At 52.8% G+C, this 21,608-nt stretch carries 20 protein-coding genes and 1 tRNA gene; 4 read left to right on the top strand and 17 right to left on the bottom strand.

The window, feature by feature from the left end; genetic code table 11:
• Positions 1-4: 4 nt before the first annotated feature.
• From K365_RS0107445 to rho, 14 genes are all read right to left on the bottom strand, one after another.
• Complete coding sequence (locus K365_RS0107445) at positions 5-829, bottom strand: phosphoribosylformylglycinamidine synthase subunit PurQ (protein WP_024334078.1); 825 nt, start codon at positions 827-829, stop codon at positions 5-7.
• Complete coding sequence (locus K365_RS0107440) at positions 826-3,828, bottom strand: AIR synthase-related protein (protein WP_024334077.1); 3,003 nt, start codon at positions 3,826-3,828, stop codon at positions 826-828. The genes K365_RS0107445 and K365_RS0107440 overlap by 4 nt, the downstream gene beginning before the upstream one ends.
• A 1-nt stretch (position 3,829) precedes the next feature.
• Complete coding sequence (gene rseP, locus K365_RS0107435; RefSeq protein WP_024334076.1) at positions 3,830-4,900, bottom strand: RIP metalloprotease RseP; 1,071 nt, start codon at positions 4,898-4,900, stop codon at positions 3,830-3,832.
• Between the two features lie 15 nt (positions 4,901-4,915).
• Positions 4,916-6,064 (bottom strand): 1-deoxy-D-xylulose-5-phosphate reductoisomerase, encoded by a 1,149-nt coding sequence (locus K365_RS0107430; RefSeq protein WP_024334075.1) that lies wholly within the window; start codon positions 6,062-6,064, stop codon positions 4,916-4,918.
• On the bottom strand, positions 6,061-6,879 hold the full coding sequence (locus tag K365_RS0107425; RefSeq protein WP_024334074.1) for a phosphatidate cytidylyltransferase: 819 nt from the start codon (positions 6,877-6,879) through the stop codon (positions 6,061-6,063). The genes K365_RS0107430 and K365_RS0107425 overlap by 4 nt, the downstream gene beginning before the upstream one ends.
• On the bottom strand, positions 6,846-7,616 hold the full coding sequence (gene uppS / locus K365_RS0107420) for an undecaprenyl pyrophosphate synthase (RefSeq protein WP_024334073.1): 771 nt from the start codon (positions 7,614-7,616) through the stop codon (positions 6,846-6,848). The genes K365_RS0107425 and uppS overlap by 34 nt, the downstream gene beginning before the upstream one ends.
• Entirely contained in the window at positions 7,606-8,163 is a 558-nt protein-coding gene (gene frr / locus K365_RS0107415) for a ribosome recycling factor (protein WP_006965823.1), read from the bottom strand. Before frr ends, uppS begins: the two co-directional genes overlap by 11 nt.
• A gap of 14 nt (positions 8,164-8,177) precedes the next feature.
• A complete protein-coding gene (pyrH, locus tag K365_RS0107410) occupies positions 8,178-8,894 on the bottom strand; it encodes a UMP kinase (RefSeq protein WP_024334072.1) in 717 nt (238 codons plus the stop codon).
• A gap of 3 nt (positions 8,895-8,897) precedes the next feature.
• Positions 8,898-9,494, bottom strand: a complete 597-nt coding sequence (tsf, locus tag K365_RS0107405; RefSeq protein ID WP_024334071.1) for a translation elongation factor Ts — start codon at positions 9,492-9,494, stop codon at positions 8,898-8,900.
• Positions 9,495-9,520: 26 nt separating this feature from the next.
• Entirely contained in the window at positions 9,521-10,378 is an 858-nt protein-coding gene (rpsB, locus tag K365_RS0107400) for a 30S ribosomal protein S2 (protein ID WP_006965826.1), read from the bottom strand.
• Between the two features lie 156 nt (positions 10,379-10,534).
• Entirely contained in the window at positions 10,535-11,404 is an 870-nt protein-coding gene (prmC, locus tag K365_RS0107395; protein ID WP_029725012.1) for a peptide chain release factor N(5)-glutamine methyltransferase, read from the bottom strand.
• Complete coding sequence (gene prfA / locus K365_RS0107390) at positions 11,404-12,477, bottom strand: peptide chain release factor 1 (RefSeq protein WP_024334069.1); 1,074 nt, start codon at positions 12,475-12,477, stop codon at positions 11,404-11,406. The genes prmC and prfA overlap by 1 nt, the downstream gene beginning before the upstream one ends.
• 65 nt (positions 12,478-12,542) lie before the next feature.
• On the bottom strand, positions 12,543-12,761 hold the full coding sequence (rpmE, locus tag K365_RS0107385) for a 50S ribosomal protein L31 (protein ID WP_006965829.1): 219 nt from the start codon (positions 12,759-12,761) through the stop codon (positions 12,543-12,545).
• 67 nt (positions 12,762-12,828) lie between these two features.
• Complete coding sequence (rho, locus tag K365_RS0107380; RefSeq protein ID WP_006965830.1) at positions 12,829-14,076, bottom strand: transcription termination factor Rho; 1,248 nt, start codon at positions 14,074-14,076, stop codon at positions 12,829-12,831.
• A gap of 366 nt (positions 14,077-14,442) precedes the next feature.
• Here rho and ndk point away from each other — a divergent pair, with 366 nt between their 5' ends.
• Positions 14,443-14,862, top strand: coding sequence for a nucleoside-diphosphate kinase (gene ndk / locus K365_RS0107375; protein ID WP_006965831.1), 420 nt, complete (start codon positions 14,443-14,445; stop codon positions 14,860-14,862).
• 91 nt (positions 14,863-14,953) lie between these two features.
• Here the strand turns inward: ndk and K365_RS0107370 are convergent, their stop codons facing one another.
• Both K365_RS0107370 and larE read right to left on the bottom strand, forming a co-directional pair.
• Positions 14,954-15,397 (bottom strand): PPC domain-containing DNA-binding protein, encoded by a 444-nt coding sequence (locus tag K365_RS0107370; protein ID WP_024334068.1) that lies wholly within the window; start codon positions 15,395-15,397, stop codon positions 14,954-14,956.
• 69 nt (positions 15,398-15,466) lie between these two features.
• On the bottom strand, positions 15,467-16,321 hold the full coding sequence (larE, locus tag K365_RS0107365) for an ATP-dependent sacrificial sulfur transferase LarE (protein ID WP_024334067.1): 855 nt from the start codon (positions 16,319-16,321) through the stop codon (positions 15,467-15,469).
• 126 nt (positions 16,322-16,447) lie between these two features.
• Here larE and K365_RS0107360 point away from each other — a divergent pair.
• The 3 genes from K365_RS0107360 (at position 16,448) to K365_RS0107350 (ending at position 18,992) form a co-directional block, all read left to right on the top strand.
• A tRNA-Gln gene (locus tag K365_RS0107360) sits at positions 16,448-16,521 on the top strand.
• 262 nt (positions 16,522-16,783) lie between these two features.
• Positions 16,784-17,521 carry an oxygen-insensitive NADPH nitroreductase gene (nfsA, locus tag K365_RS0107355; protein WP_024334066.1) on the top strand — a complete coding sequence of 246 codons (738 nt, stop codon included), beginning with the start codon at positions 16,784-16,786 and terminating at the stop codon, positions 17,519-17,521.
• 16 nt (positions 17,522-17,537) lie between these two features.
• Positions 17,538-18,992 carry a UvrD-helicase domain-containing protein gene (locus tag K365_RS0107350; RefSeq protein ID WP_024334065.1) on the top strand — a complete coding sequence of 485 codons (1,455 nt, stop codon included), beginning with the start codon at positions 17,538-17,540 and terminating at the stop codon, positions 18,990-18,992.
• Here K365_RS0107350 and recD2 read toward each other — a convergent pair.
• On the bottom strand, positions 18,970-21,519 hold the full coding sequence (recD2, locus tag K365_RS0107345) for an SF1B family DNA helicase RecD2 (protein WP_281167767.1): 2,550 nt from the start codon (positions 21,517-21,519) through the stop codon (positions 18,970-18,972). The genes K365_RS0107350 and recD2 overlap by 23 nt on opposite strands.
• Positions 21,520-21,608 lie beyond the last annotated feature (89 nt).

The following is a 21,608-nucleotide window of genomic DNA, read 5'->3' as shown; positions in this document are numbered from 1 at the left end:
ATATTTAAAAGAACCTTTCCCGGATGTGATCCACCCCGTTTTGAAACAAACGGATACCAATGGTTTCTTGTTCACCGAACGCTTGACCTTCACCTTTGAGCTGTTGTTTTCTGCGGGGCCAGTCCGGATGATTGGTCACATGATTGTAGGCTTCCGGATGGGGCATGAGTCCGAAAATCTTTCCGGTGGGATCACAGATGCCGGCAATATCGTGCAGCGACCCGTTGGGGTTGAAGGGAAACGCCCCGCCGGCGGGACTGCCCGTTGCATCGGCATATTGGAACACCACCTGGCCGTTGGCCTGCAGCGCTGTCAGCACATCCGGTTCGGCAATGAACTTGCCCTCCCCGTGCCGCACGGGAAAATCCGCCTTGTCCATGCCTCTGGTAAACACGCACGGACTTTCAAGATTGGCGGTCAAATGGACCCACTGGTCCCTGAAATTGCCGCAGTCATTGTAGGTGATGGCCACGGAACGCCGGGTGTAGTCCTTGTCCAGCCCCGGCAGAAGTCCGGTATTCACCAGGGCCTGAAACCCGTTGCAGATACCGATGATCAGTTTTCCCGCATCCACAAAACCCAGCAGGTCTTTTCCGATATGGTTTTTAAGTTTCACCGCCTGGATCACCCCGGCCCCGTGGTCATCCCCCCAGGAGAACCCGCCGCCGAACGCCAGAATATGAAAATCCGCCAGGTTCACGGTGCCGTCCACCAGAGAATTGATATGCACGCGATAAGGCCGGGCACCGGCCAGTTCAAAGGCCAGGGCGGTTTCATGGTCGCAGTTCAGTCCGAAACCCGTTAAAATCAGTGCCTTCACCTGTGTCATATCATCTCTCCAAACAGTTTGTTAAATGCCTTGTCCAGATCAGCACAGGGCAGATCCACAATGATATCGTTCCGGACCCCTGTGATTTTCAGGCGGTCGTGTGCATCTGTGACCCCCCCCACACACCTGAATGGCAGTCCCTTGGCGAGTTTGTCAAATACCGGCTTCCGGTCAGGCGGAACAGTCAGAATCAACCGACCCGCAGATTCGGAAAAAAGCAGCACATCGTCTGAAAGGGTTTTTGCCGCAACCGGCACCTGGGACAGATCAATTTCCATGCCCAGTCTGCCGGCCATGGTCATCAGCGCCAGGTGAACCCCCAGACCGCCCCGTCCCACGGCATGACACGAAGCCGGCATCTCGAGATCCATGGCTTTTTCCACGGCCCGGTACAACACCCGGTTGGCACCAAAATTCACCTGCGGCACATTGGCACCAATTTTGCCGAACAGATCGTAATATTCGGAAGCCCCCAGTTCATCGGCCGTGATGCCGGCGACATAGACAAAATCCCCGGCCAATTTGGGTTCCAGTGTCTGGCAGTGCAGGATGTCCTCCACCACGGAAGTGGCGGAAAACTGCACGGTTTCCAGGGCCGATACTTTGATGCGCTCACCGAACGCCCCTTCCAGGTGTCCGTCCACATACATGGAATCCTTGCCGGACAACAGCGGGATCTCATAGGCCATGCACGCATCTTTCAGGGCCCGGCAGGCCCGCACCAGCTGAGCTGCCTTGAATCTGCCGTCCGGATTGGTTTTTTCATCATACCCGATATCGGGCCAGCAGAAATTGTCCACCCCGCCGAGATGATCCATGCTTCCGCCCACGGCAATGAGTCGTCGCACCGCCTCGTCAATGGTGCAGGTCATCATGTGATAGGCATCGATTTTTGAATACCAGGGCAGCAGGGTCTGGGAAAACGCCAGCCCTTTGTTCCCGGTAAGTACCGGCCGGGTCACGGACGCATCCGACGGAATGTTGCGGTTCACGCCCACCAGAGGCTTGATCACGGATCCGCCCTGGACCTCATGGTCATACTGGCGGAGGATCCATTCTTTGGAACAGATATTAGGCCGGGCCAGCATGGCGGTCATGAGACCATTGAAATCTTCTGGTTTGCGGATCACCGGTTCGGTCAGGCCCCGGACCGCAGGCGGCAGCCACACCGCGTCAAACTCCCAGGCGGGAAACCCTTTGTCCAGCAGATCCATATCCACATAGGCACAGGTTTTTCCCTGAAAAGTGATGTGCAGCTTACCGGTATCGGTATATTCACCGATCACCGTGCTTTCCACGGCATGCTGCCGGGACAGGGACATGAACCGGTCCAGATCTTTTGGGTCGATGGCAATGGTCATGCGCTCCTGGGATTCCGACACCCAGATCTCCCACATGTCCAGGCCCGGATACTTGAGGGGCACCTTGTCCAGATACACCACACACCCGTTGGAAATCATGGCGGATTCGCCGATGGACGAAGACAGCCCGCCTCCGCCGTTGTCGGTAATAAACCGGATCAACCCCTCATCCCGGCATTCCAGGAGAAAATCATGCATTTTTTTCTGGGTATAGGGGTCTCCGATCTGGACATGACCGGCCGGGGTGTTTTCCGAATAACTTTCCGAAGACGCGGTGACCCCGTGGATCCCGTCCTTGCCCACCCGGCCCCCGCTCATGATGATCAAATCACCGGGTGAGGTTTTCTTTTCATGACTGGGTCTGCCTTTCACCTGTTTGGGCATGATACCCAACGCGGTGACAAACACCAGGCTTTTGCCCATATATCCCGGATCAAACAGGGTCTGGCCAAAGGTGGTGGGCACCCCGCTCTTGTTGCCCCCGTCTCTGACCCCTTCGATGACCCCGTTCAAAAGCCGTCTGGGATGCAATGGCGGTTTTAAAGGCCCGTCATAATTGACATCCCCCACGCAGAACCCGAAACTGCCCATGAACAGTTTGGAGCCCAGACCCGTGCCCATGGGGTCCCGGTACACGCCCACAATGCCGGTGATGGCCCCGCCATAGGCTTCCATATTGGACGGCGAATTATGGGTTTCCCCGGTGATCACATAATTGTTGTGTTCATCAAACACCCCCACACCGGCATTGTCCCAGAGTACAGACACCACCCAGTCTTTTTTCTGTTTCAGCGCCAGGGTGGGCTGCTGGATATAGGTCTTGAACAAGGAGTGTTCAATGGTTTTTTCCCCGGTCATCACATCCGCGTACTTGAAAATTCCCCGAAATGTGTTGTGATTGCAATGATCGCTTCGGGCCTGGGAAATATATTCCAGTTCCACGTCCGTGGGCCCGGACAGCCCCATGGCCTGTCGCTGGGCCGCCACCTCGGGATCCAGAAAATATTGCCGGATAACAGGGATATCCCTGGGGTTCAATGCCAGATTGCGCTGATCACTGATCTTTGCCAGGGTCTGGTCGGAATCGATGTCAATGAAATCAAAACAGGGGGTATGGTCCAGAATCACCCGGGCCGGTTTGACATTTGCCCCTGTTTCAGGGTGCCAGTCCGATTTTGAAAAAATCTTGAACTGCTGGATAATGGGATTGGATAAAAGCTCTTTGGCCAGGGTTTCCACCTGGGACCGGGTTAAGGATTCTCCGGAAAGGCAATAGCGCTTCGAGGTATAGATCCCTTCATCCGGCCCGAATGATCGGCCCAGCAGATCTTCAACGGCTTCCATGGCCGTGGCCCCGGGATTGTCCTTGACCCCGGGCCGCAGCCCGATCCAGATGCACCAGTGAAAGTCTATTTTCAGGGGGGATAATGAAGATACCTGGGTCACGGGATTGGTGAAAATCTCCTGCCGGATCCGTTCCAGATCCTGTGTTTTCAGATCAGAGTCAATGGTCAGCATATGGATGGTTCTGGCCGACTCAATGTGAATTTTAAAATAGGAATCCGCCTTTTTTACAAGCGAAGATGCTTCCGCATCCCCCAGCGATTGTTTCAACGCAATCTCGATACAGGCTGTCATGTTATCCACCATTGAAAATTCTTATAATATCATTGTAAAAAACAAACACCATCAATGCCACCAGAAGGGCGGCCCCGAACTGGATCATTTTTTCTTTTACTTTGTCGCTGACCTGTTTTCCCGTGACCGCCTCAATACCGAAAAACACCAGGTGCCCCCCGTCCAGCACCGGGATGGGGAACAGATTGATGATACCCAGGTTGACCGACAGCAAGGCAATGAACCACACAAAATTCACGACACCGGCTTTGGCCTGTTCCCCGGCCATCTGGGCGATCATGATGGGGCCTCCTAAATTGTCGGCGGACAGGCTGCCCGAGATCATCTTGCCCACGGACAGAATGGTCACTTTCACCAGCCCATATGTATCTGAAATAGACCTTGCCATGGCCTGGAACGGATTCAGCGGCTGATGAAATACATCGCCCGTGCCCCGGATACCGATGACATACCGGTCCACAGGTTCCTGGAACACATTGACGGTTTCCTGTTTTTCCGGAACCAGGGAAATCCGCAGGGTCTGCCCTTCCCGGTCCACGCCGATGTCCAGGGCTTTTCCGTCTGATTCTCCCACGATCCGGGAAATGTCTTCAAAAGACCGGATCTCATGGCCGTCGACTTTCGTGATCACATCACCGGGCAAAAGCCCGGCCTGCTGGGCCGGGGTGTTGTCCATGACCTCGCCGATCACCGGTCTGGCCAGATAGATGCCGGAAAACTGATACAGGACATAAAAAATGAAAATCGCCAGAAAAAAATTAAACGCCGGTCCGGCAGCCACGATCAGGCTTTTCTGGTACAAAGGTTTGTGGGAAAATGAGATGGATTCATCTTCTAAAGGCAGATCTTTACCCGGTTCTTCCCCCACCATTTTCACATATCCCCCCAAAGGAACGGCAGAGATACAATATTGGGTGCGGCCTTTCATTTTTTTAAATATTTTGGGACCGAATCCCAGAGAAAACACATCCACGCCTACTTTGAAAAACCGGGCCACCAGAAAATGGCCCAGCTCGTGGATGAACACCAGAACACCGATAACGATAATAAATGCGACAACGGAATGACCCACGTTTACCTCTCTAAATTATATAAGGGAGCCGGCTTTTTCCCTGGCCCAGCGATCGGCCTCAATAATACCTGAAAGTTCCGGATTGTCAATGCAGGTATGGGCTGCCATGGTGGTGGAAACAAGGGTAAAGATATCGGAAAACCGGATGCGCCGGTCAAGGAATGCCTGAACCGCCACTTCATTGGCGGCATTCATCACCGCAGGCAGGGTCCCTTTTTTTTCGCACGCTTCCCGGGCAAATGCCAGGGATGGAAACCGCTCAGAATCCGGGGCGCAAAAGGTCAGAGAGGCAAGTGCCGCAAAATCCGGAAATAACAGGCCGGTATCCAGGCGATCCGGAAATGACAGGGCAAAAGAGATGGCCTGTTTCATGTCCGGCACCCCCATCTGGGCCATGACCGATCCGTCGGCAAATCCGACCATGGAATGGACAATACTCTGGGGATGGATCAGCACCTGAATATTTTGATGGGAGATGCCGAACAGGTGCACGGCTTCGATGAGTTCCAGCCCCTTGTTCATGAGTGTGGCAGAATCAATGGAGATCTTGTTCCCCATGGACCAGTTGGGATGGTTTAACGCATCTTCTCTGGTAATGCCGGGAAAATCCGATTGGGGTGTATTTCTGAAAGGTCCGCCGGATGCCGTGAGAAAAAGCTGTTTCACGTCCCTGGCCTGATTGCCCAGCATGCATTGAAACATGGCGGAATGCTCACTGTCCACGGGCAGCACGGTCACGTTTTTTTCCCGGGCTTTGGCCATGACAATGTCGCCGGCCATCACCAGGGTTTCCTTGTTGGCCAGGGCAATGTCTTTTCCAGCCTCGATGGCGGCCAGCGCCGGTTTCAACCCTGCGGCCCCCACCATGGCCAGCACCACGGTGTCCACCTTGTCCCAGGCGGCGGCGGCTGCATATCCGGAAGGTCCGGACAGAATCTCAGGCCGGACACCCGGTTTCAGCATCTCAGCCAGTTCCCGGGCCTTGGCCTCATCCAGCACCGCCACCATCTCCGGATTAAACTGCTGAATCTGACGGCTCAACAGCGGCAGATTATTGGCAGCGGTCAACGCCTTTACCTGAAACCGGTCCGGATGCATGCGGACAATTTCAAGGGCAGACGTACCGATGGAACCGGTCGCCCCTAAAATGGACAGGTGCTTCATATCCCCACCGCCAGCAGATATGCGTAGAGCACGGGAATGGCGAACAGCAACCCGTCAATGCGGTCCAGCATCCCCCCATGGCCCGGCAGAATCCGGCCGGAATCCTTGACCGAGGACGCCCGCTTTAAAGCGGATTCAAACAGGTCCCCCACCTGTCCGGCCACGGCAATGAGAAAGGAACAGGGAAGTGTCAATAAAGCCAGCCCGGGTGAACCGAAAAACAGCATTGAAAAAATCAGGCCGGCTGTCATGGATGCACCGATACCGCCGGCTGATCCTTCCAGGGTTTTTTTGGGGCTGATCCGGGGTGCCAGTTTGCGTTTTCCAAAATATGTGCCTGTGTAAAAGGCGCCGGTATCATTCATGAAACAGACAATCAGCAACCAGAAAACCCAGAGCGCGCCGTGCTCCATATTCCTTACAAACAGCAGCAAAGACAGGGACAAGGGAATATACATGATCCCTAAGGCCTGCCGGGCGATGGTATCAAACAGATATTTGCCTGCCGGGAACCGGAACAGGACAAAGGCGGACAGAAAAATCAGGTTCAGGATCAACACAAGAATCATTGCCGGCCACGAAGCAAAGGCGGCGGCAGTCACCAGAAAGATACAGGTCAGATAGGAAAACCCGGAGATCATCCATGGCACGGTATGGTTATCAGATCTGAAAACAATGCGCAGATATTCCCGGATGGCAGAAACAGCCACGGCGGAAACCAGGGTGGACAAAATCATGGGGGTACCTTTGATCAGAATCCAAATGATCAAAGGCGCCAGTATTAATGTGGTAATCCATCGCTGGGCATGTTGCATTCAACGTTACCGAACCGTCGGTCCCTTTTCTGATAATGGGTTAAGATATCGATAAATTCCGCCTGGGTAAAATCCGGCCACAAGGTGGGCGTGATGAAAATTTCCGCATACGCGGACTGCCAGAGCAGAAAATTGGATAGCCGGAACTCTCCCGATGTCCGGATGACCAGGTCCGGGTCCGGCATACCGGCGGTGTACAGATGATTCGATATCATTTGCTCACTGATGTCATCGGCTGCCAGTTCACCGGTGGCCACTTTTTTGGCCAGGGCGTGAACCGCATCGGTAATCTCCTGGCGACTGCCGTAGCTTAACGCCAGGTTCAGGGTCATTTGTGTATTGTTGCAGGTATCGGCCATGGTTTGCCTGGCTTTAGCCTGAACATCTTCCGGCAGTTTTTCCAACTGACCCAGCACTTTCAGGCAGATCCCTTTTTCCATCATTTCTTTGCGCTCCGACACCAGAAATTGTTTTAACAGATGCATGAGCGTCGACACTTCGGAACGGGGTCTGGCCCAGTTTTCAGTGGAAAATGCATATAAAGTCAAAAAAGGAATCTGCAATTTCCGGCAGGACTGAACAATGGTTCGGACCGTCTGAGCGCCTTTTTCATGGCCTTTGACCCGGTTCAACCATCGTTTTTTGGCCCACCGGCCGTTGCCGTCCATGATAACCGCCACATGTTTCGGCAATCTGGCAGAATCCAGATTCTGGACCTGCCCTTCATCAGATTTCAAGGATTTCCTTTTCTTTTTCAGCAAAAATATCGTCCAGTCGCTGGATATACTCGTCGGTCAGGTCCTGAACCTGCTTTTGCCCTTTAAAGCTGTCATCTTCGGAAATTTCCCCGTCCTTTTGAAGTTCCTTGAGCATGTCATTGGAATCCCGACGGATATTACGAACCGCTACCTTGTAATCTTCACATATTTTGGACACATTTTTGGCGATCTCCTTTCTGCGCTCCTCAGTCAAAGGAGGGATGGAGATCCGGATCAATTTACCGTCATTGGAGGGTGTCAGTCCGAGATTGGCTTTGTGAATGGCTTTTTCCACCGAATTGATCACGCTGATATCCCACGGCTTCACAGTTATCAAACGACTTTCGGGAATGGATACCGTGGCCATCTGGGGCAACGGGGTCTGGGTGCCGTAATAATCCACTTTCACACTGTCCAGCATGGACTGGGATGCCCTGCCGGTCCGAACCTTTCCCATCTCCTTGACAAAGGCTTTCTGTGTTTTTCCCATCCGGTCCCTGGTTTCTTCGACCACTTCATCGATCATATGAGGTCACCTTTCTATTTTATCCGGGTGCCGATATCCTGACCCAACACCGCCTTGAGAATGTTATCCGATTGATGCAGATCAAACACCTGAAGGGGCAGGTCATGCTCCATGGCCAGGGAAATGGCCGTCATATCCATGACATGGAGCTGTTTTTCAATCACCCGCATATAGGACAATTCATCAAACATTACCGCATCTTCATGGGCCACCGGGTCTTTGTCATACACCCCGTCCACCTGGGTGGCTTTGAACAGAATCTGTGCACGGGTTTCATGGGCTCTGAGCACAGCCGCCGTATCTGTGGTAAAATATGGGTTGCCTGTCCCTGCCGCAAAAATCACGATCCGCCCTTTTTCAAGATGCCGAATGGCCTTTCTCCGAATAAAGGGTTCTGCAATCTGATCCATGCGTATGGCTGACTGAACCCGGGTGGGCACATCACATTTCTCCAGGGCATCACACAATGCCAGGGAATTGATCACTGTGGCCAGCATTCCCATATTATCGGCGGAACTTCTATCCATACCCGCGGAACTGCCGGCCACCCCTCGAAAGATGTTGCCGCCGCCCACCACAATGCCGATTTCAACGTTCAGGCGGGCCACTTTGGCAATTTCTTCCGCCACATAATGAATCATTTCCGGGGTGATGCCGAAGCCCTGATTTCCCATCAGGGCTTCGCCACTCAGCTTGATTAAAATCCGTTTGAACTCCGGCTGAGTATTCAACAGTTACGCTCCTATCTGGAACCGTGCAAAGCGTCTGATCTGGATATTTTCACCGATCTTGCCGATGGTTTCCTTGAGGAATTCTTCAATGGTTTTCTGGGGATCCTTGACATACTGCTGACTCAAAAGGCAGACTTCCTTGTAGAATTTTTCCACCTTGCCGTCCACAATCTTGTCGATGATGTTTTCGGGCTTGCCTTCTTCAAGCATCTGGGCCCTGAAAATTTCGCGTTCTTTTTCCACCACGCTTTGATCCACATCATCCGGTGTCAGCCCGGCAGGATTGGCAGCAGCGATGTGCATGGCAATGTTTTTGGCAAATTCGATAAAATCATCGGTTTTGGCCACAAAATCGGATTCACAATTCACTTCCACCAGTACGCCCAGTTTGGCACCGGTATGAATATAAGAATAAACAATGCCTTCTGACGTGGATCGACCCGCCCGCTTGGCTGCTTTGGCCAGCCCTTTTTTGCGCAGCAGATCGAACGCTTTTTCCATATTGCCGTCTGCTTCGGCCAGCACCCGTTTACAATCCATGATGCCCGACCCGGTTGCTTCGCGCAGTTCTTTTACCATTGCTGCGGAAATCTCAGCCATATTATTATGCTCCTATTAAAATGTCGTTATTCAGTTTCAATCGATTCTTCTGCCGGTTCAGCAGGTGTGGTTTTACGTTTGATTTTTTCCACAACAGGGCCGTCAGTACCGTCTGATACCACTTCAATGGCCACTTTCTGATCCCCTTTATCCATCTCTTTTTCCTGATCACCATCGGCCTGGGCCTGCATTTTTTCTTCATAGATTTGACGGCCTTCAATGCAGGCATCGGCAATCCGGGAAGTAAACAGCCGGATCGACCGGATGGCATCGTCATTGCCGGGGATCACATAATCAATATCATCCGGATCGCAGTTGGTATCCACGACTGCCACAATGGGAATGCCCAGGCGTTTGCCCTCTTTGACGGCAATGGCCTCATTTTTGGGATCAATGATGAAAATGGCGGAGGGCAGCCGTTTCATATGGCTGATACCGCCGATGGCAAATTCCAGTTTCTCTTTTTCCTTGAGCATTTTTGACTGCTCTTTTTTGGGATAATTTTCAAGGGTCCCGTCATTTTCAATGGAATTGAGAAAATGGTACCGGTTGATATTGTTCTTGATGGTCTGAAAGTTGGTCAGCATGCCGCCCAGCCACCGGTTTTCCACATAAAACATCTCCGCCCGGTTGGCTTCTTCATACAGGGCTTCGGACGCCTGTTTTTTGGTTCCCACAAACAGGACATCCTTGCCTTCCGCGGCAATGCCTTTGATGAAATCATGGGCTTCTTTGAACAGTTTCACGGTCTGCTGAAGGTCGATAATGTAGATCCCGTTTCTGGCCCCGAAGATATATTTTTTCATCTTGGGGTTCCAGCGTTTTGTCTGGTGTCCGAAATGAACACCGGCTTCCAGCAATTCTCTGATGGTAATGTAGGCCATTGGTTCTCCAAATCAATCTAAATGGTTTTGTAAATCCTTCATCCATTTCATCCCCGGAAATCGACTTTATGAAAAAGCACCGGACTCCGGGTCCATGAATGTGTGTGTTAAACGCTTCTAATAAAAATCCTTACATGTATATCAAAAACAAAAAACTTAATCAATTTTTTTTTTCAATTGTGCCACCCGGTTTTGACCGGCCAAATCCTGAACAATATTTATCTGATCAAACTGGGGGCATGCTTTTGCCAGGGCCGTGACATCGGCTTTCTGGTCAAACCCCATTTCCAGAAGAAGCTGTCCCCCGGGCACCAGAAAATCGCCGGCATGGGTCACTAACTCACGGATACATGTTAACCCGTCATGTCCGCCGTCAAGGGCTGACCTTGGTTCATGATCCCTGATTTCAGGGGCCAGGCCAAAAATATCTTCGGTGGGAATATACGGCGGGTTCGAGACAATGACATCAAAAAAAGGACCAGTGGCCAGCGGCGCAAACCAGGATCCGTTGAAAAAATGAATCGTTCCGATCTCTTTTTCCCGGGCCGCGTTTTTCCGGGCTGCGTCCAGTGCGATCCGGGAAATATCGCCGGCAAAAAAAAGATGTTCCGGGCGGACCTTTGCCAGAGAGATGACAATGGCGCCGGAGCCCACCCCCAGTTCCAGGATCTTTTGCGGATTTCGAGGAATTTCATCCAGAACCGACAATGTGGTTGTCACCAGGGTTTCAGTGTCCGGCCGGGGGATGAGTACGCCCGGACCCACCTGAAAACTGGACTCGAAAAATCCTTTTTCTCCGGTGATATAGGCGACCGGTTCATGGTTTTTCCGACGTTGAATCAATGTTTTGAACCGGGCCAGTTCCTGTTTTTCCAAAGGCCGGTCATGCTGCAGATACAGATCCAGGCGCCGGACACCTAAACAGAATCCCAGCAGAATTTCCGCAGTCAGGCGGGGGCTGTCGATCTGGTGCCGGGTAAAATAGGTTTCCGTCCAGGAGATCAGTTTGAATACAGTCCAGTCCATTATGCAAAAGTGTGGTTTTCCTGCAAAGCCCGGGCTTGATGAAAGGTTTTCAATTCATCGATAATGGCCTGGATATCACCTTCCATGATACTGTCCAGTTTATACAGGGTCAGCCCGATACGATGATCGGTCATCCGGCCCTGGGGAAAGTTGTAGGTCCGGATACGACCGCTCCGGTCTCCGGTACCCACCTGGCCTTTGCGGTCAGCGGCGCGTTTGGCTTCTTCTTCTCTCATCCTGGCGTCCAGGATTCGGGATTTCAACACGCCCAGGGCTTTGGCCTTGTTTTTATGCTGAGATTTTTCATCCTGGCACGTGGCCACCACACCCGTGGGGACATGGGTGACCCGAACAGCGGAATCCGTGGTATTCACCGACTGTCCTCCGGGTCCGGACGCCCGGAATACATCCACTTTGATGTCTGCCGGATTGATTTCAATGTCGATATCTTCGGCTTCGGGCAATACGGCCACGGTAACGGCAGACGTGTGGATCCGGCCCTGGGTTTCGGTTTCCGGCACCCGCTGCACCCGATGGGTGCCGCTTTCATACTTGAACGCGCCAAACACACCTTTCCCCTGAATCAAAGAAACGATCTCCTTGAATCCCCCGGCGCTGGAATCATTTTTTTCAATCACCTCGACGTTCCAGTTTTTGTTTTCCGCATACCGGGAGTACATTCTGAAAAGATCGCCGGCAAAAATACCGGCTTCTTCTCCGCCCGTGCCGGCCCGGATCTCCAGGATCACGTTTTTGTCATCTCTGGGATCTCTGGGCATGAGCAGCACATTGAGTTTGGATATCAGTGTTTCAGCCTGTTTTTCCAGACTGACGATCTCGTCTCTGGCCATCCCGCGAATCTCAGAATCCGGATCTTTCAACAGATCCTGGGCTTCTTCCAGTTGAGACTGAACCTGTTCATAGGTCCGGAACACCGGAACAATGCGATTGAGTTCTCCGTGCTCCTTGACGTATTTCTGGTATTTGGTCTGGTCTTTGATCACCTCGGGGTCACTCAGCAGGTGCTCCAGCTTGACATACCGTTCTTCTATGCCTTTTAATTTTTCAATCATGATGCAAAAATCCAAAAGGGGTGTCTGTAGCAGACCCCCTTTTGTAAAATGTCAATGATTTAAAATTATACCAGTTTGCTTGCATCAAAGTTGGCATATTTTCTTTTGAACCGGTCAATACGGCCGGCAGAGTCCACCAGTTTCTGTTTTCCGGTAAAAAACGGATGGCACTGTGAACAGATTTCCACCTTGATGGCCTCGCGGGTGGAACCCACATCAAAGGTGGCACCGCATGCACAGGTAGCGGTCGTTCTTGCATATTTGGGATGAATGTCTTTTTTCATTTTTTCCTATCACTCCTTGGTGCATCTGCCTTTTCAATCCGGCAGCTGATTCATAAAAAATTTATGTTCATGAATTCATCAATTCAAGAAACTCTTTATTATCCTTTGTTCCCTGCATTTTTTCAAGTAAAAACTGCATACTGTCCACAGAATTTAAACTGGACAACAATTTTCTCAAAATCCAGACCCGGTTCAAAGTCATGGGATCCAGGAGCAGTTCCTCTTTCCGTGTGCCGGACCGGTTGATGTCAATGGCCGGGAACACGCGTTTATCCGCCAGCTTTCTGTCCAGTGCCAGCTCCATGTTGCCGGTGCCCTTGAACTCTTCAAAGATCACCTCATCCATGCGGCTGCCGGTTTCCACCAGGGCTGTGGCGATAATGGTCAGGCTCCCGCCGTCCTCGATATTCCGGGCGGCCCCGAAAAACCGTTTGGGCCGGTCCAGGGCATTGGAATCCACACCACCGGACAAAATTTTTCCGGACGGCGGCATCACCGCATTGTAGGCCCGGGCCAGCCGGGTGATGGAATCCAGAAGAATCACCACATCATGGCCCTGTTCCACGATCCGCTTGGCTTTTTCAATGACCATCTCCGCCACCTGCACATGCCGCTCCGCCGGCTCGTCAAACGTGGAACTGATCACTTCCGCGTCCACAGACCGGGTCATGTCCGTGACCTCTTCGGGGCGTTCGTCAATCAGCAGAATCATGGGTACAATGCTTTTATGGGATTTGATCATAGAATTGGCAATGTTCTGGAGCAGCATGGTTTTTCCGGCTTTAGGGGGCGAAACAATCAACCCTCTTTGTCCAAAACCGATGGGTGACATCAGATCGATGATCCGCATGGAATAGTTGTCGGATTCCGCCTCCAGATTCATCTTTCGATCCGGATAAAGCGGCAGCAGGTTGTCAAACAAAATCGTTTCAGCCGCCACTTCCGGGCTCTGAAAGTTGACGGCCTCCACTTTGAGCAGGGCAAAATACCGTTCTGAATCTTTGGGTTGCCTCACCTGGCCGGAGATGGTATCCCCGGTTCTCAAATTAAAGCGCCGGATCTGGGAAGGAGATACATAAATGTCATCCGGGCCGGGCAGATAATTATAGCCGGGTGCCCTGAGAAAACCGAATCCATCCGGAAGAATTTCAAGGGTTCCCTCTCCATATACCTGGCCGCTTTTTTCAATATTGGCCTGGAGCAGGGCAAAAATCAATTCCTGTTTTTTTAGACCGCCGATCCCTTTGATATTGTTATCTTTAGCAAGCTTGGTCAGCTCGCTGATTTTCATTTTATTGAGTTCTACAAGATTCATTCGCGCTCCCGAATATTTTTATTTTTTTCATTTTCCGGCATAATTTCATTTTCTGGCAAGGATCAGTCGATTTTACAGGACGTCTTTGATGTCTGGAATTTTCGAATACAACCAAATATGGAAAAATACAGACCATGGACTGGTATTATCTGAATAACACCTGACTAATAGTGCATTAATTTTTTATTGTCAACAATTCTTTTGAAGAACCGGCCCTTATATTGACTTACAATACACGGATATGGTAATTTCCCCTTCTGATTCACACAAATCCTTCATGACAGGGTCTCACCCTTTGCGCCATCAGCCATTGGTCCTGTCCTGCCTGGACAAACTTTATAACAATTGAAGAAAGGAAAACCAACCGTGGAAAGAACACTGTCCATTATCAAGCCCGACGGGGTGGCAAAAAACATCATCGGCGAGGTAATCAAACGTTTTGAAAGCGCGGGCATCAAAATCGCTGCCATGAAAATGATCCACCTGACCAAATCCCAGGCCCAGGGATTTTACGCCGTTCACAAAGAACGTCCGTTTTTCGACAGCCTCACTGATTTCATGACCTCCGGTCCCATTGTTGTCATGGTGCTGGAAGGCGAAAACGTAATTGCCGAAAACCGCAAAATCATGGGTGCCACCAATTTCAAAGAAGCGGAAGAAGGTACCATCCGCCGCGAGTATGCCACTGACATTGAAAAGAATGTGGTCCACGGATCCGATGCCCCGGAAACCGCTGCTTTTGAAATCAGCTATTTTTTCAATCACCTGGAGATCCAGTCCCGGTAAGCCATCTTCCCTTGCAGGCGCAGCCATTTTTTTTAACTGCGCCTGCTTCGGCCTGATAAAGACGTCACCGGTTTTCAGGTCGGGCGGCTCTTCAGGGCACCAACATGGCAAACCCGGTGACCTCATCTTTTTTGCGTACCCCGCCGGCGCCGGTCAGTTCATGAAGTATCACCTCCATCATCTGCCATACCTTGACTCCTTTGCGGATACACCCGGTCACCGTTGTGTCTCCCCTGCCGCAGGCCAGGTGCATGTGCAGCACCGGATTGCCGGTTTCATCCGGGAACAGGGTCCCGGTGCCGGTCACTTCATGGACCTCCTCCAGGACATGGGTCTGTGGCGTGACCGGGAACCGACGGCCCTGCTTTGGTCCGGTCACCAGTTCGCTGCCTTTGTCAGCCCCGCCCAAAACCACCAGTGAGGCTGCCCGGACCCCCTGGTTCCTGGCAAATGCCTCAATAACCTCATGAATCACCTCTCCGTCTTCCAGGCGGATCACAAAGACCCGGCCCGGCTGTGCCTGTGAATATTTCATATTCCGTGCTTCCTGTCTGCTTCAGTTTGGGTTTTATTGTCAGCCATTGCTGTGTCATCCCTGTTTCTCTTATCGTCTGTCGATCGATTCTGAAGTCCTGATTGCATTTATTTGGCTCGGATTCATTTTCCCGGTGTGATACCCGTCCAGGTCCAGACTTACAAAAGTGAACCCGATCGTTTTGAGGGCCACTGAGATCTGTTTGCGATGCGCCACCATGGCTTCAATGGCGGCTGCTTCGGTTTCGATGCGGGCCACGGTGCCATGGCACCGCACCCGGACATGAAAAAATCCCAGGAACCGGAGAAATTGTTCGGCCTGGTCAATGCGAACCAGGGCCTTTTCTGTGATCACATCAAAAAAAGGAATCCGGGTAGCCAGACAGGATTGAGACGGCAGGTCCCAGGTCGCCAGACCCATCTGCCTGGAACAGGTACGAATCCGGTGTTTGGAAAACCCGGCCTCCACCAGGGGGGCACGGACTCCCAGTTCTTCGGCTGCTTTCAGACCGGGCCGGAAATCGCCCAGATCATCGGTATTCACCCCGTGCAGCACATGGGTGATCCCATTTTTGTCCGCAACCCTGCGGATCATAGAGAATATCACGGTTTTACAATGATAACAGCGCGCCAGTGTGTTTGCCGTCACCTGCTCATGGCTCAGAATATCGAGTTTTACCACCTGATGCGCAACCCCGAGATCTTTGGCTGTCTGCCGGGCCTGGCGGATCTCCTGTTTGGTTACAAACGCGGATTCCACAGTCACTGCCAGCAGATTCTCCAAACCGGATTCAGCGGCCACTGCCAGCAGAAAAGCGGAATCCACCCCGCCGGAAAATGCCACCGCCGCGGTTTTCAACTTTTTTAATCCGGCTTTGAGCGTCAATTTGTTTGCATCACACGCAGAAGTTGATTCATCTGTCATCTTTTATTGCTTTCATTCAATTTATCCGCTTAAAGGTAACGGGGATTTTTCGATCCCGGCAAACAACCAGAAAGTCCTTGACACGGCCGGGTCTTTGATGTATAAACCCCGGACATTCAGCACTGGTGGGTGATCGTCCAATGGCAGGACTACGGACTCTGACTCCGTCAATCTAGGTTCGAATCCTAGTCACCCAGCCATTGAATTCATAAGGATTTCAGCGTAAGTTGAAATCCTTTTTTGATTTTCATAGGTTCTCTATATTTTATCATCGTACCCCCAATAAACAACGGTGTTTTCTGTGGTCAATTTTTTCTGATCCCCAGTCATTGTTTCTTTAGTTATGATAATTCAAAATACATGCAAACACAACGCCGTTTCCTTTTCAACGTCGCTTGAAACAACGGCCCGGAAATGATAGCCTGCTTTAAAGATCACAACCCATTTGGTGAAGGAAACATCATGACCTCTGTTCTGAACCTTTTGTCCGCCCACCGGTCCATCCGGAAATTCACTGCAAAATCCGTGGATGAAACCCTGCTCACATCATTGATTTCCGCGGCCCAGTGCACCAGCACGTCCCATCATGTTCAGGCATACACCATTATTCAGGTGACTGATGCGGATACGCGGCAGAAAATCGCCGACATGGCCGGTCCCCAGCCCTGGGTGGCCCAGGCCCCGGTGTTTCTGGTGTTCTGTGCCGATCTGACCCGGCTGGTGCATGCCTGCCGCCGTCATAACGCCGCCCCTGAAACCGGATGGGCCGAGCAGCTGCTGGTGGCCACCGTGGATACGGCCCTGATGGCCCAGAGTCTGATGCTGGGAGCCGAATCTGTAGGCATTGGCGGGGTGTTTATCGGCGGAATCCGCAATGACCCGGATCTGGTGAGTGACCTGCTGCACATCCCTGAACACGCATATCCCGTGTTCGGCATGTGTCTGGGATATCCGGACGATGATCCCGCTCCCAAACCCCGGCTGCCGGTGGGTGCGGTGTTTCATAAGGACCGGTTCCCTTCGGCCATGGAACAGAAACCTTTGACAGACTATGATCAGGAGATCCAGACCTATTATGAAAAACGGTCACCCACCCTCAAAGACCGGACCTGGACCCGGCAGATGGCGGATTTCACCGGCCAGGTGATCCGGCCCCACATGAAAGCCTTTCTGGAAAAAAAAGGATTTTTCAGACAATAGTCCTGTCTTGTCACCCATGATACACCCCACCGCCGAGCAGCAGCAGATCATTGACACGGACCCGGTTCCCGGACAGATTCTCAAAATCCTGGCTTTTGCCGGTACCGGCAAGACCACCACCCTGGTGGCATATGCCCGAAAACGGCCCGGACTGCGATTTTTGTATCTGGCGTTCAACAAAAGCGTGCAGCAGGAAGCCGCCAGAAAATTTCCCGCCAATGTCATGGCCCGCACCGCCCATTCCTTAGGCTTCCGGGTCAAAGGAGTTCCTCATAAAAACCGGCTGGTGCAGCGGTTCCGGGCCAATCAGGTCATGGATGCCCTGAACCTGGATAATTATGAAACCGCGCGATTCACCATGGAAACCCTGCATCAGTACCTGGTGTCCGCTGATCCGGTGGTGAATTTTTCCCATGTTCCTGCTTCGGCCCGGGGTCATTATCAGCGTCAGGGCTTAAAAATGCCGGACCTGGTGGCCCATGCCAATCGTCTGGGGCGTCTGATGTGTACCGGGGATCATCCGGATATCGGCATGCTTCATGACGGGTATCTCAAGCTGTACCAGCTGTCCGACCCGGTTTTAAATTTCGACTGTATCCTGCTGGACGAAGCCCAGGACATCAACCCGGTGGTAAGTGCCATGGTCCTGTCCCAGGTCAAATCGGACCGGCCTGAAAAAAAACCGGCCATTATCGTGGTAGGAGACAACCACCAGCAGATCTACAGTTTCCGGGGTGCCAAAGATACCTTGAAAACGCTTGCGGCCCACCAGACCTGTTATCTGACCCAAAGTTTCCGGTTTGACAACAACATTGCCAAAGCCGCCAACATGGTGCTGTCTGTCTTTAAAAAAGAAACCCGGCAGCTCCGGGGCACGGCTTACCCGAATAAAAAACCTCCCTGGGATCCCCATGGCCATACGATTATCGCCCGCACCAATGCCGTGCTGTTTGACCGGGCAGTCCAGCTTTACAAAACCCATGATATCGGGTTTGCCGGCGGAATCCAGGGATACCGCCTGGATCTGCTCACATCGGTTTCATTTCTATATGACAAGACCAGGGCCCGGGTTCAGGATCCCTTTATCAAAGGATTTTCCAATTTTGGGGATCTCAAGTCCTATGCCACGACCGTGGAGGATCTGGAACTGTCATCCGTGTGTGCGGTGGTGGAAAAATACGGCCCTTCCCTGCGGTCCCATGTGGATCGGATCAGGCAAACGGCCCGGCCCCCTGAACAGGCCGGAATTCTTTTGACCACGGCCCACAAGGCCAAGGGTCTGGAATGGAACAATGTCCTGATCATGGATGATTTTGTTTCCCTGATCAAAGACGGCCTTCTCATTGATCCCGCCGGGGTGGACCCGGACGAGTTCAACCTGATCTATGTGGCCATGACCCGGGCCCGGGTCCATTTGCGGTTCCACAAAAACAGCAGCATACCCGAGTTTATCCGGCTGCTTCGTCCTTAAGCAGCTGAGCCAGGGCGGTCTGGCGTTTTGAGATATCCTGGTTTTTCACAGTCATGGCCAGGGCCCGCCGGGTGCCCACAAACACGGCCAGTTTCTTTGCCCGGGTGATGCCGGTATAGATCAGGTTCCGGAAAAGCATTTTGAAATGCTGGGTCATCACCGGGATGATCACGGCCTCGAATTCCGATCCCTGGGATTTATGGATGGTCACGGCATAGGCCAGGTCCAGTTCCAGGATATCGGCCTGGCGGTACTGCACCGGCGGGGTATCGGAAGAAAACGCCACGGACAGGGTCAGATCGGCGGCATCAATGGCGGTGATCGTGCCGATATCGCCGTTGAATACGTTCAGATCATAATTGTTTTTCCGGTGGATGACCCGGTCCCCTTTCCGGAACACCCGCTGGCCCACGGTAATCTGGGCTTTGCCGGGCGCCTGGGGATTGGCGGTCTCCTGGATCACCCGATTCAGGTTCACCGTGCCCAAGGATCCCCTTGTCATGGGAGAAAGGATCTGGATTTCCATGGATGCCCCATGATATCTGGGAATCCATTCCATATAGAGTTTCCGGATCACATCCACGGCTGTCAGCCCATAATGCAAACAAGACCAGGGGTGGACCTTTTTAAGCACAGCCAAAAGCTCCTCCACCCGGGTGCCGGCGGCAGCCACCTGGTCCAGGTTGACATGGGCGAATTTTTCAGGAATCTGGATCTCGGTTTCGTAGGGCCGCACCGGTTCTTTCACCCGAAACTCAAACAGATCCAGATCATCAAGATCTTTGGTCACCTCTTCTTTATTCACGTCTGTCAGGGCCTTGATCCGCCGGATGAACTGCAGCTGTTCAGCAGTGGCTTCATCCGCGTCCAGAAACAGACAGTCGGTTTTTTTATGCCACACGGACGGGTCCTTGAACGGAGAGGCGATCCAGGGCATGTTCCCGCTGTTGATCTGGTGGGCATACTGAATAATCAACGACTGGGCTGCCTGGCGGAAAATCTGCGTCAACCGGAAACAGGAAACAATGCCCGACCCGATCAGATCTTTGAGCACATTGCCGGCCCCCACGGACGGCAGCTGGTCATAATCTCCGATAAACACCACCTGGCACCCTTCAGGCACGGCTTTGAGCAACGAAGCGGTCAGGCTGATATCCAGCATGGAGCTTTCATCCACCACCAGAAAATCGGCTTTAAGGGGAGTATCCTCATTTTTCTTGAACTGCCCGTTGGCCCACCCCAAAAGCCGGTGAATGGTTTTGGCGTCTCTGCCGATCACCTCCCCCATGCGCTGGGCGGCCCGGCCCGTGGGGGCCGCCAGCACCACCCGGCGTTTCATGGCTTCCAGAAGCGCCACCAAAACCCGGGTGGCGGTCGTCTTGCCGCAGCCCGGCCCGCCCGTGAGAATGGAAACCCCTTTGCCGGCAATCCCCTGGATTGCGCCGGCCTGTTCCTCACTCAATTGCAGATGCCTGGACCGGGTATAAAGCTGGACCCACCGGCGGATCCGGGTTGTGTCCACATCCGGCGGGTCGGTCATCTGTGCCATGCGCCGGGCCACATACAGTTCGTCAAAATACAAAGATCTGGCATAATAACAGGCCTGGCTGGGTTCTCCGGGCGCCGGCACCAGGGTCCGGCGCATGAGCAGCCGGTCGGCTTCCATGGTTTCCAGCACCCCATCCAGGCCCCGGGACAGATCCAGGCCCAGCAATTCTTCCACCTGCGTTTTAATTTGAGAAAAGGTCAGAAAACAATGGCCGAAATTTCTGGCCGCAGACAGCACATGGCGGATGCCCGCAACAATACGCCGGGGGCTGTCGGTTGCCAGACCGATGCTCAAGGCCACCTTGTCAGCGGAAAAAAAGCCGATCCCATAGAAATCATCCGCCAGGCAATAGGGGTCATCCATGACCCTGGCAATGGCCTCATCCCCATAGGCCTTGTAAATGCGCACGGAAAACAGGGTGGAAATACCATGGGACTGCAAAAACATCATCACATCCCGGATGGCCCGGTGTTCGATCCAGGCGGCGGAGATCATCTCCAGTTTTTTTTCGGCAATACCCGGGACCTCCACAAGGCGGTGGATCTGGTTTTCAAACACGTCCAGGGTCTGGTCCCTGAAATGCCTGACAATTTTTTTCGCGGTTTTAGGCCCCACCCCTTTGATAAGGCCGGACCCGATATATTTTTCCAGGGCCCCGGCGGATGCGGGTTTTTGTTCTTCAGCCCGGGTGGCGGAAAACTGGCGCCCATATCTGGGATGTGTCTGCCAGGCCCCTTCAAAACTCATGGTGGCCCCGGCAAATACCTTTGTCTGATGCACCAGCACGGTTTCCCGCCGGCCCGGCGCGTCAAAAGGCAGGATCTGGAGCACAGACCACCCGTTGTCCGGATTGTGATAGGTCACCCGGTCCACCACCCCGCGCAGCTGTTCCCGGATCATCCCCTGGTTCGCCGGGATATCGGGCTGTCCATCCTGCGGGGCCTGAACCGCTGGATATGAAAATTTGCGGTCTGCCATGACTGTCACCATATCCCAAACCGGGGGTAAAGGACAAGTCCCGGCGTACACTCTTTTTTCCAGCCCCCCACCCCAGCGGCGGCACTTCT

Origin of the sequence: Desulfotignum balticum DSM 7044 (assembly GCF_000421285.1) — a bacterium.
GTDB classification, from domain to species: Bacteria; Desulfobacterota; Desulfobacteria; order Desulfobacterales; family Desulfobacteraceae; genus Desulfotignum; species Desulfotignum balticum.
Note: the sequence above shows the minus strand (reverse complement) of the source record. Positions and strands in the feature narration are given on the sequence as shown.

Excerpts from the sequence above, each read along its gene's own strand:
- K365_RS0107445 (WP_024334078.1), bottom strand. The coding sequence starts at position 829 with ATGACACAGGTGAAGGCACTGATTTTAACGGGTTTCGGACTGAACTGC.
- K365_RS0107440 (WP_024334077.1), bottom strand. The coding sequence starts at position 3,828 with ATGACAGCCTGTATCGAGATTGCGTTGAAACAATCGCTGGGGGATGCG.
- K365_RS0107430 (WP_024334075.1), bottom strand. The coding sequence starts at position 6,064 with ATGAAGCACCTGTCCATTTTAGGGGCGACCGGTTCCATCGGTACGTCT.
- K365_RS0107425 (WP_024334074.1), bottom strand. The coding sequence starts at position 6,879 with ATGCAACATGCCCAGCGATGGATTACCACATTAATACTGGCGCCTTTG.
- frr (WP_006965823.1), bottom strand. The coding sequence starts at position 8,163 with ATGATCGATGAAGTGGTCGAAGAAACCAGGGACCGGATGGGAAAAACA.
- tsf (WP_024334071.1), bottom strand. The coding sequence starts at position 9,494 with ATGGCTGAGATTTCCGCAGCAATGGTAAAAGAACTGCGCGAAGCAACC.
- rpsB (WP_006965826.1), bottom strand. The coding sequence starts at position 10,378 with ATGGCCTACATTACCATCAGAGAATTGCTGGAAGCCGGTGTTCATTTC.
- prmC (WP_029725012.1), bottom strand. The coding sequence starts at position 11,404 with ATGGACTGGACTGTATTCAAACTGATCTCCTGGACGGAAACCTATTTT.
- prfA (WP_024334069.1), bottom strand. The coding sequence starts at position 12,477 with ATGATTGAAAAATTAAAAGGCATAGAAGAACGGTATGTCAAGCTGGAG.
- rpmE (WP_006965829.1), bottom strand. The coding sequence starts at position 12,761 with ATGAAAAAAGACATTCATCCCAAATATGCAAGAACGACCGCTACCTGT.
- rho (WP_006965830.1), bottom strand. The coding sequence starts at position 14,076 with ATGAATCTTGTAGAACTCAATAAAATGAAAATCAGCGAGCTGACCAAG.
- K365_RS0107370 (WP_024334068.1), bottom strand. The coding sequence starts at position 15,397 with ATGAAATATTCACAGGCACAGCCGGGCCGGGTCTTTGTGATCCGCCTG.
- larE (WP_024334067.1), bottom strand. The coding sequence starts at position 16,321 with ATGACAGATGAATCAACTTCTGCGTGTGATGCAAACAAATTGACGCTC.
- nfsA (WP_024334066.1), top strand. The coding sequence starts at position 16,784 with ATGACCTCTGTTCTGAACCTTTTGTCCGCCCACCGGTCCATCCGGAAA.
- K365_RS0107350 (WP_024334065.1), top strand. The coding sequence starts at position 17,538 with ATGATACACCCCACCGCCGAGCAGCAGCAGATCATTGACACGGACCCG.
- recD2 (WP_281167767.1), bottom strand. The coding sequence starts at position 21,519 with ATGGCAGACCGCAAATTTTCATATCCAGCGGTTCAGGCCCCGCAGGAT.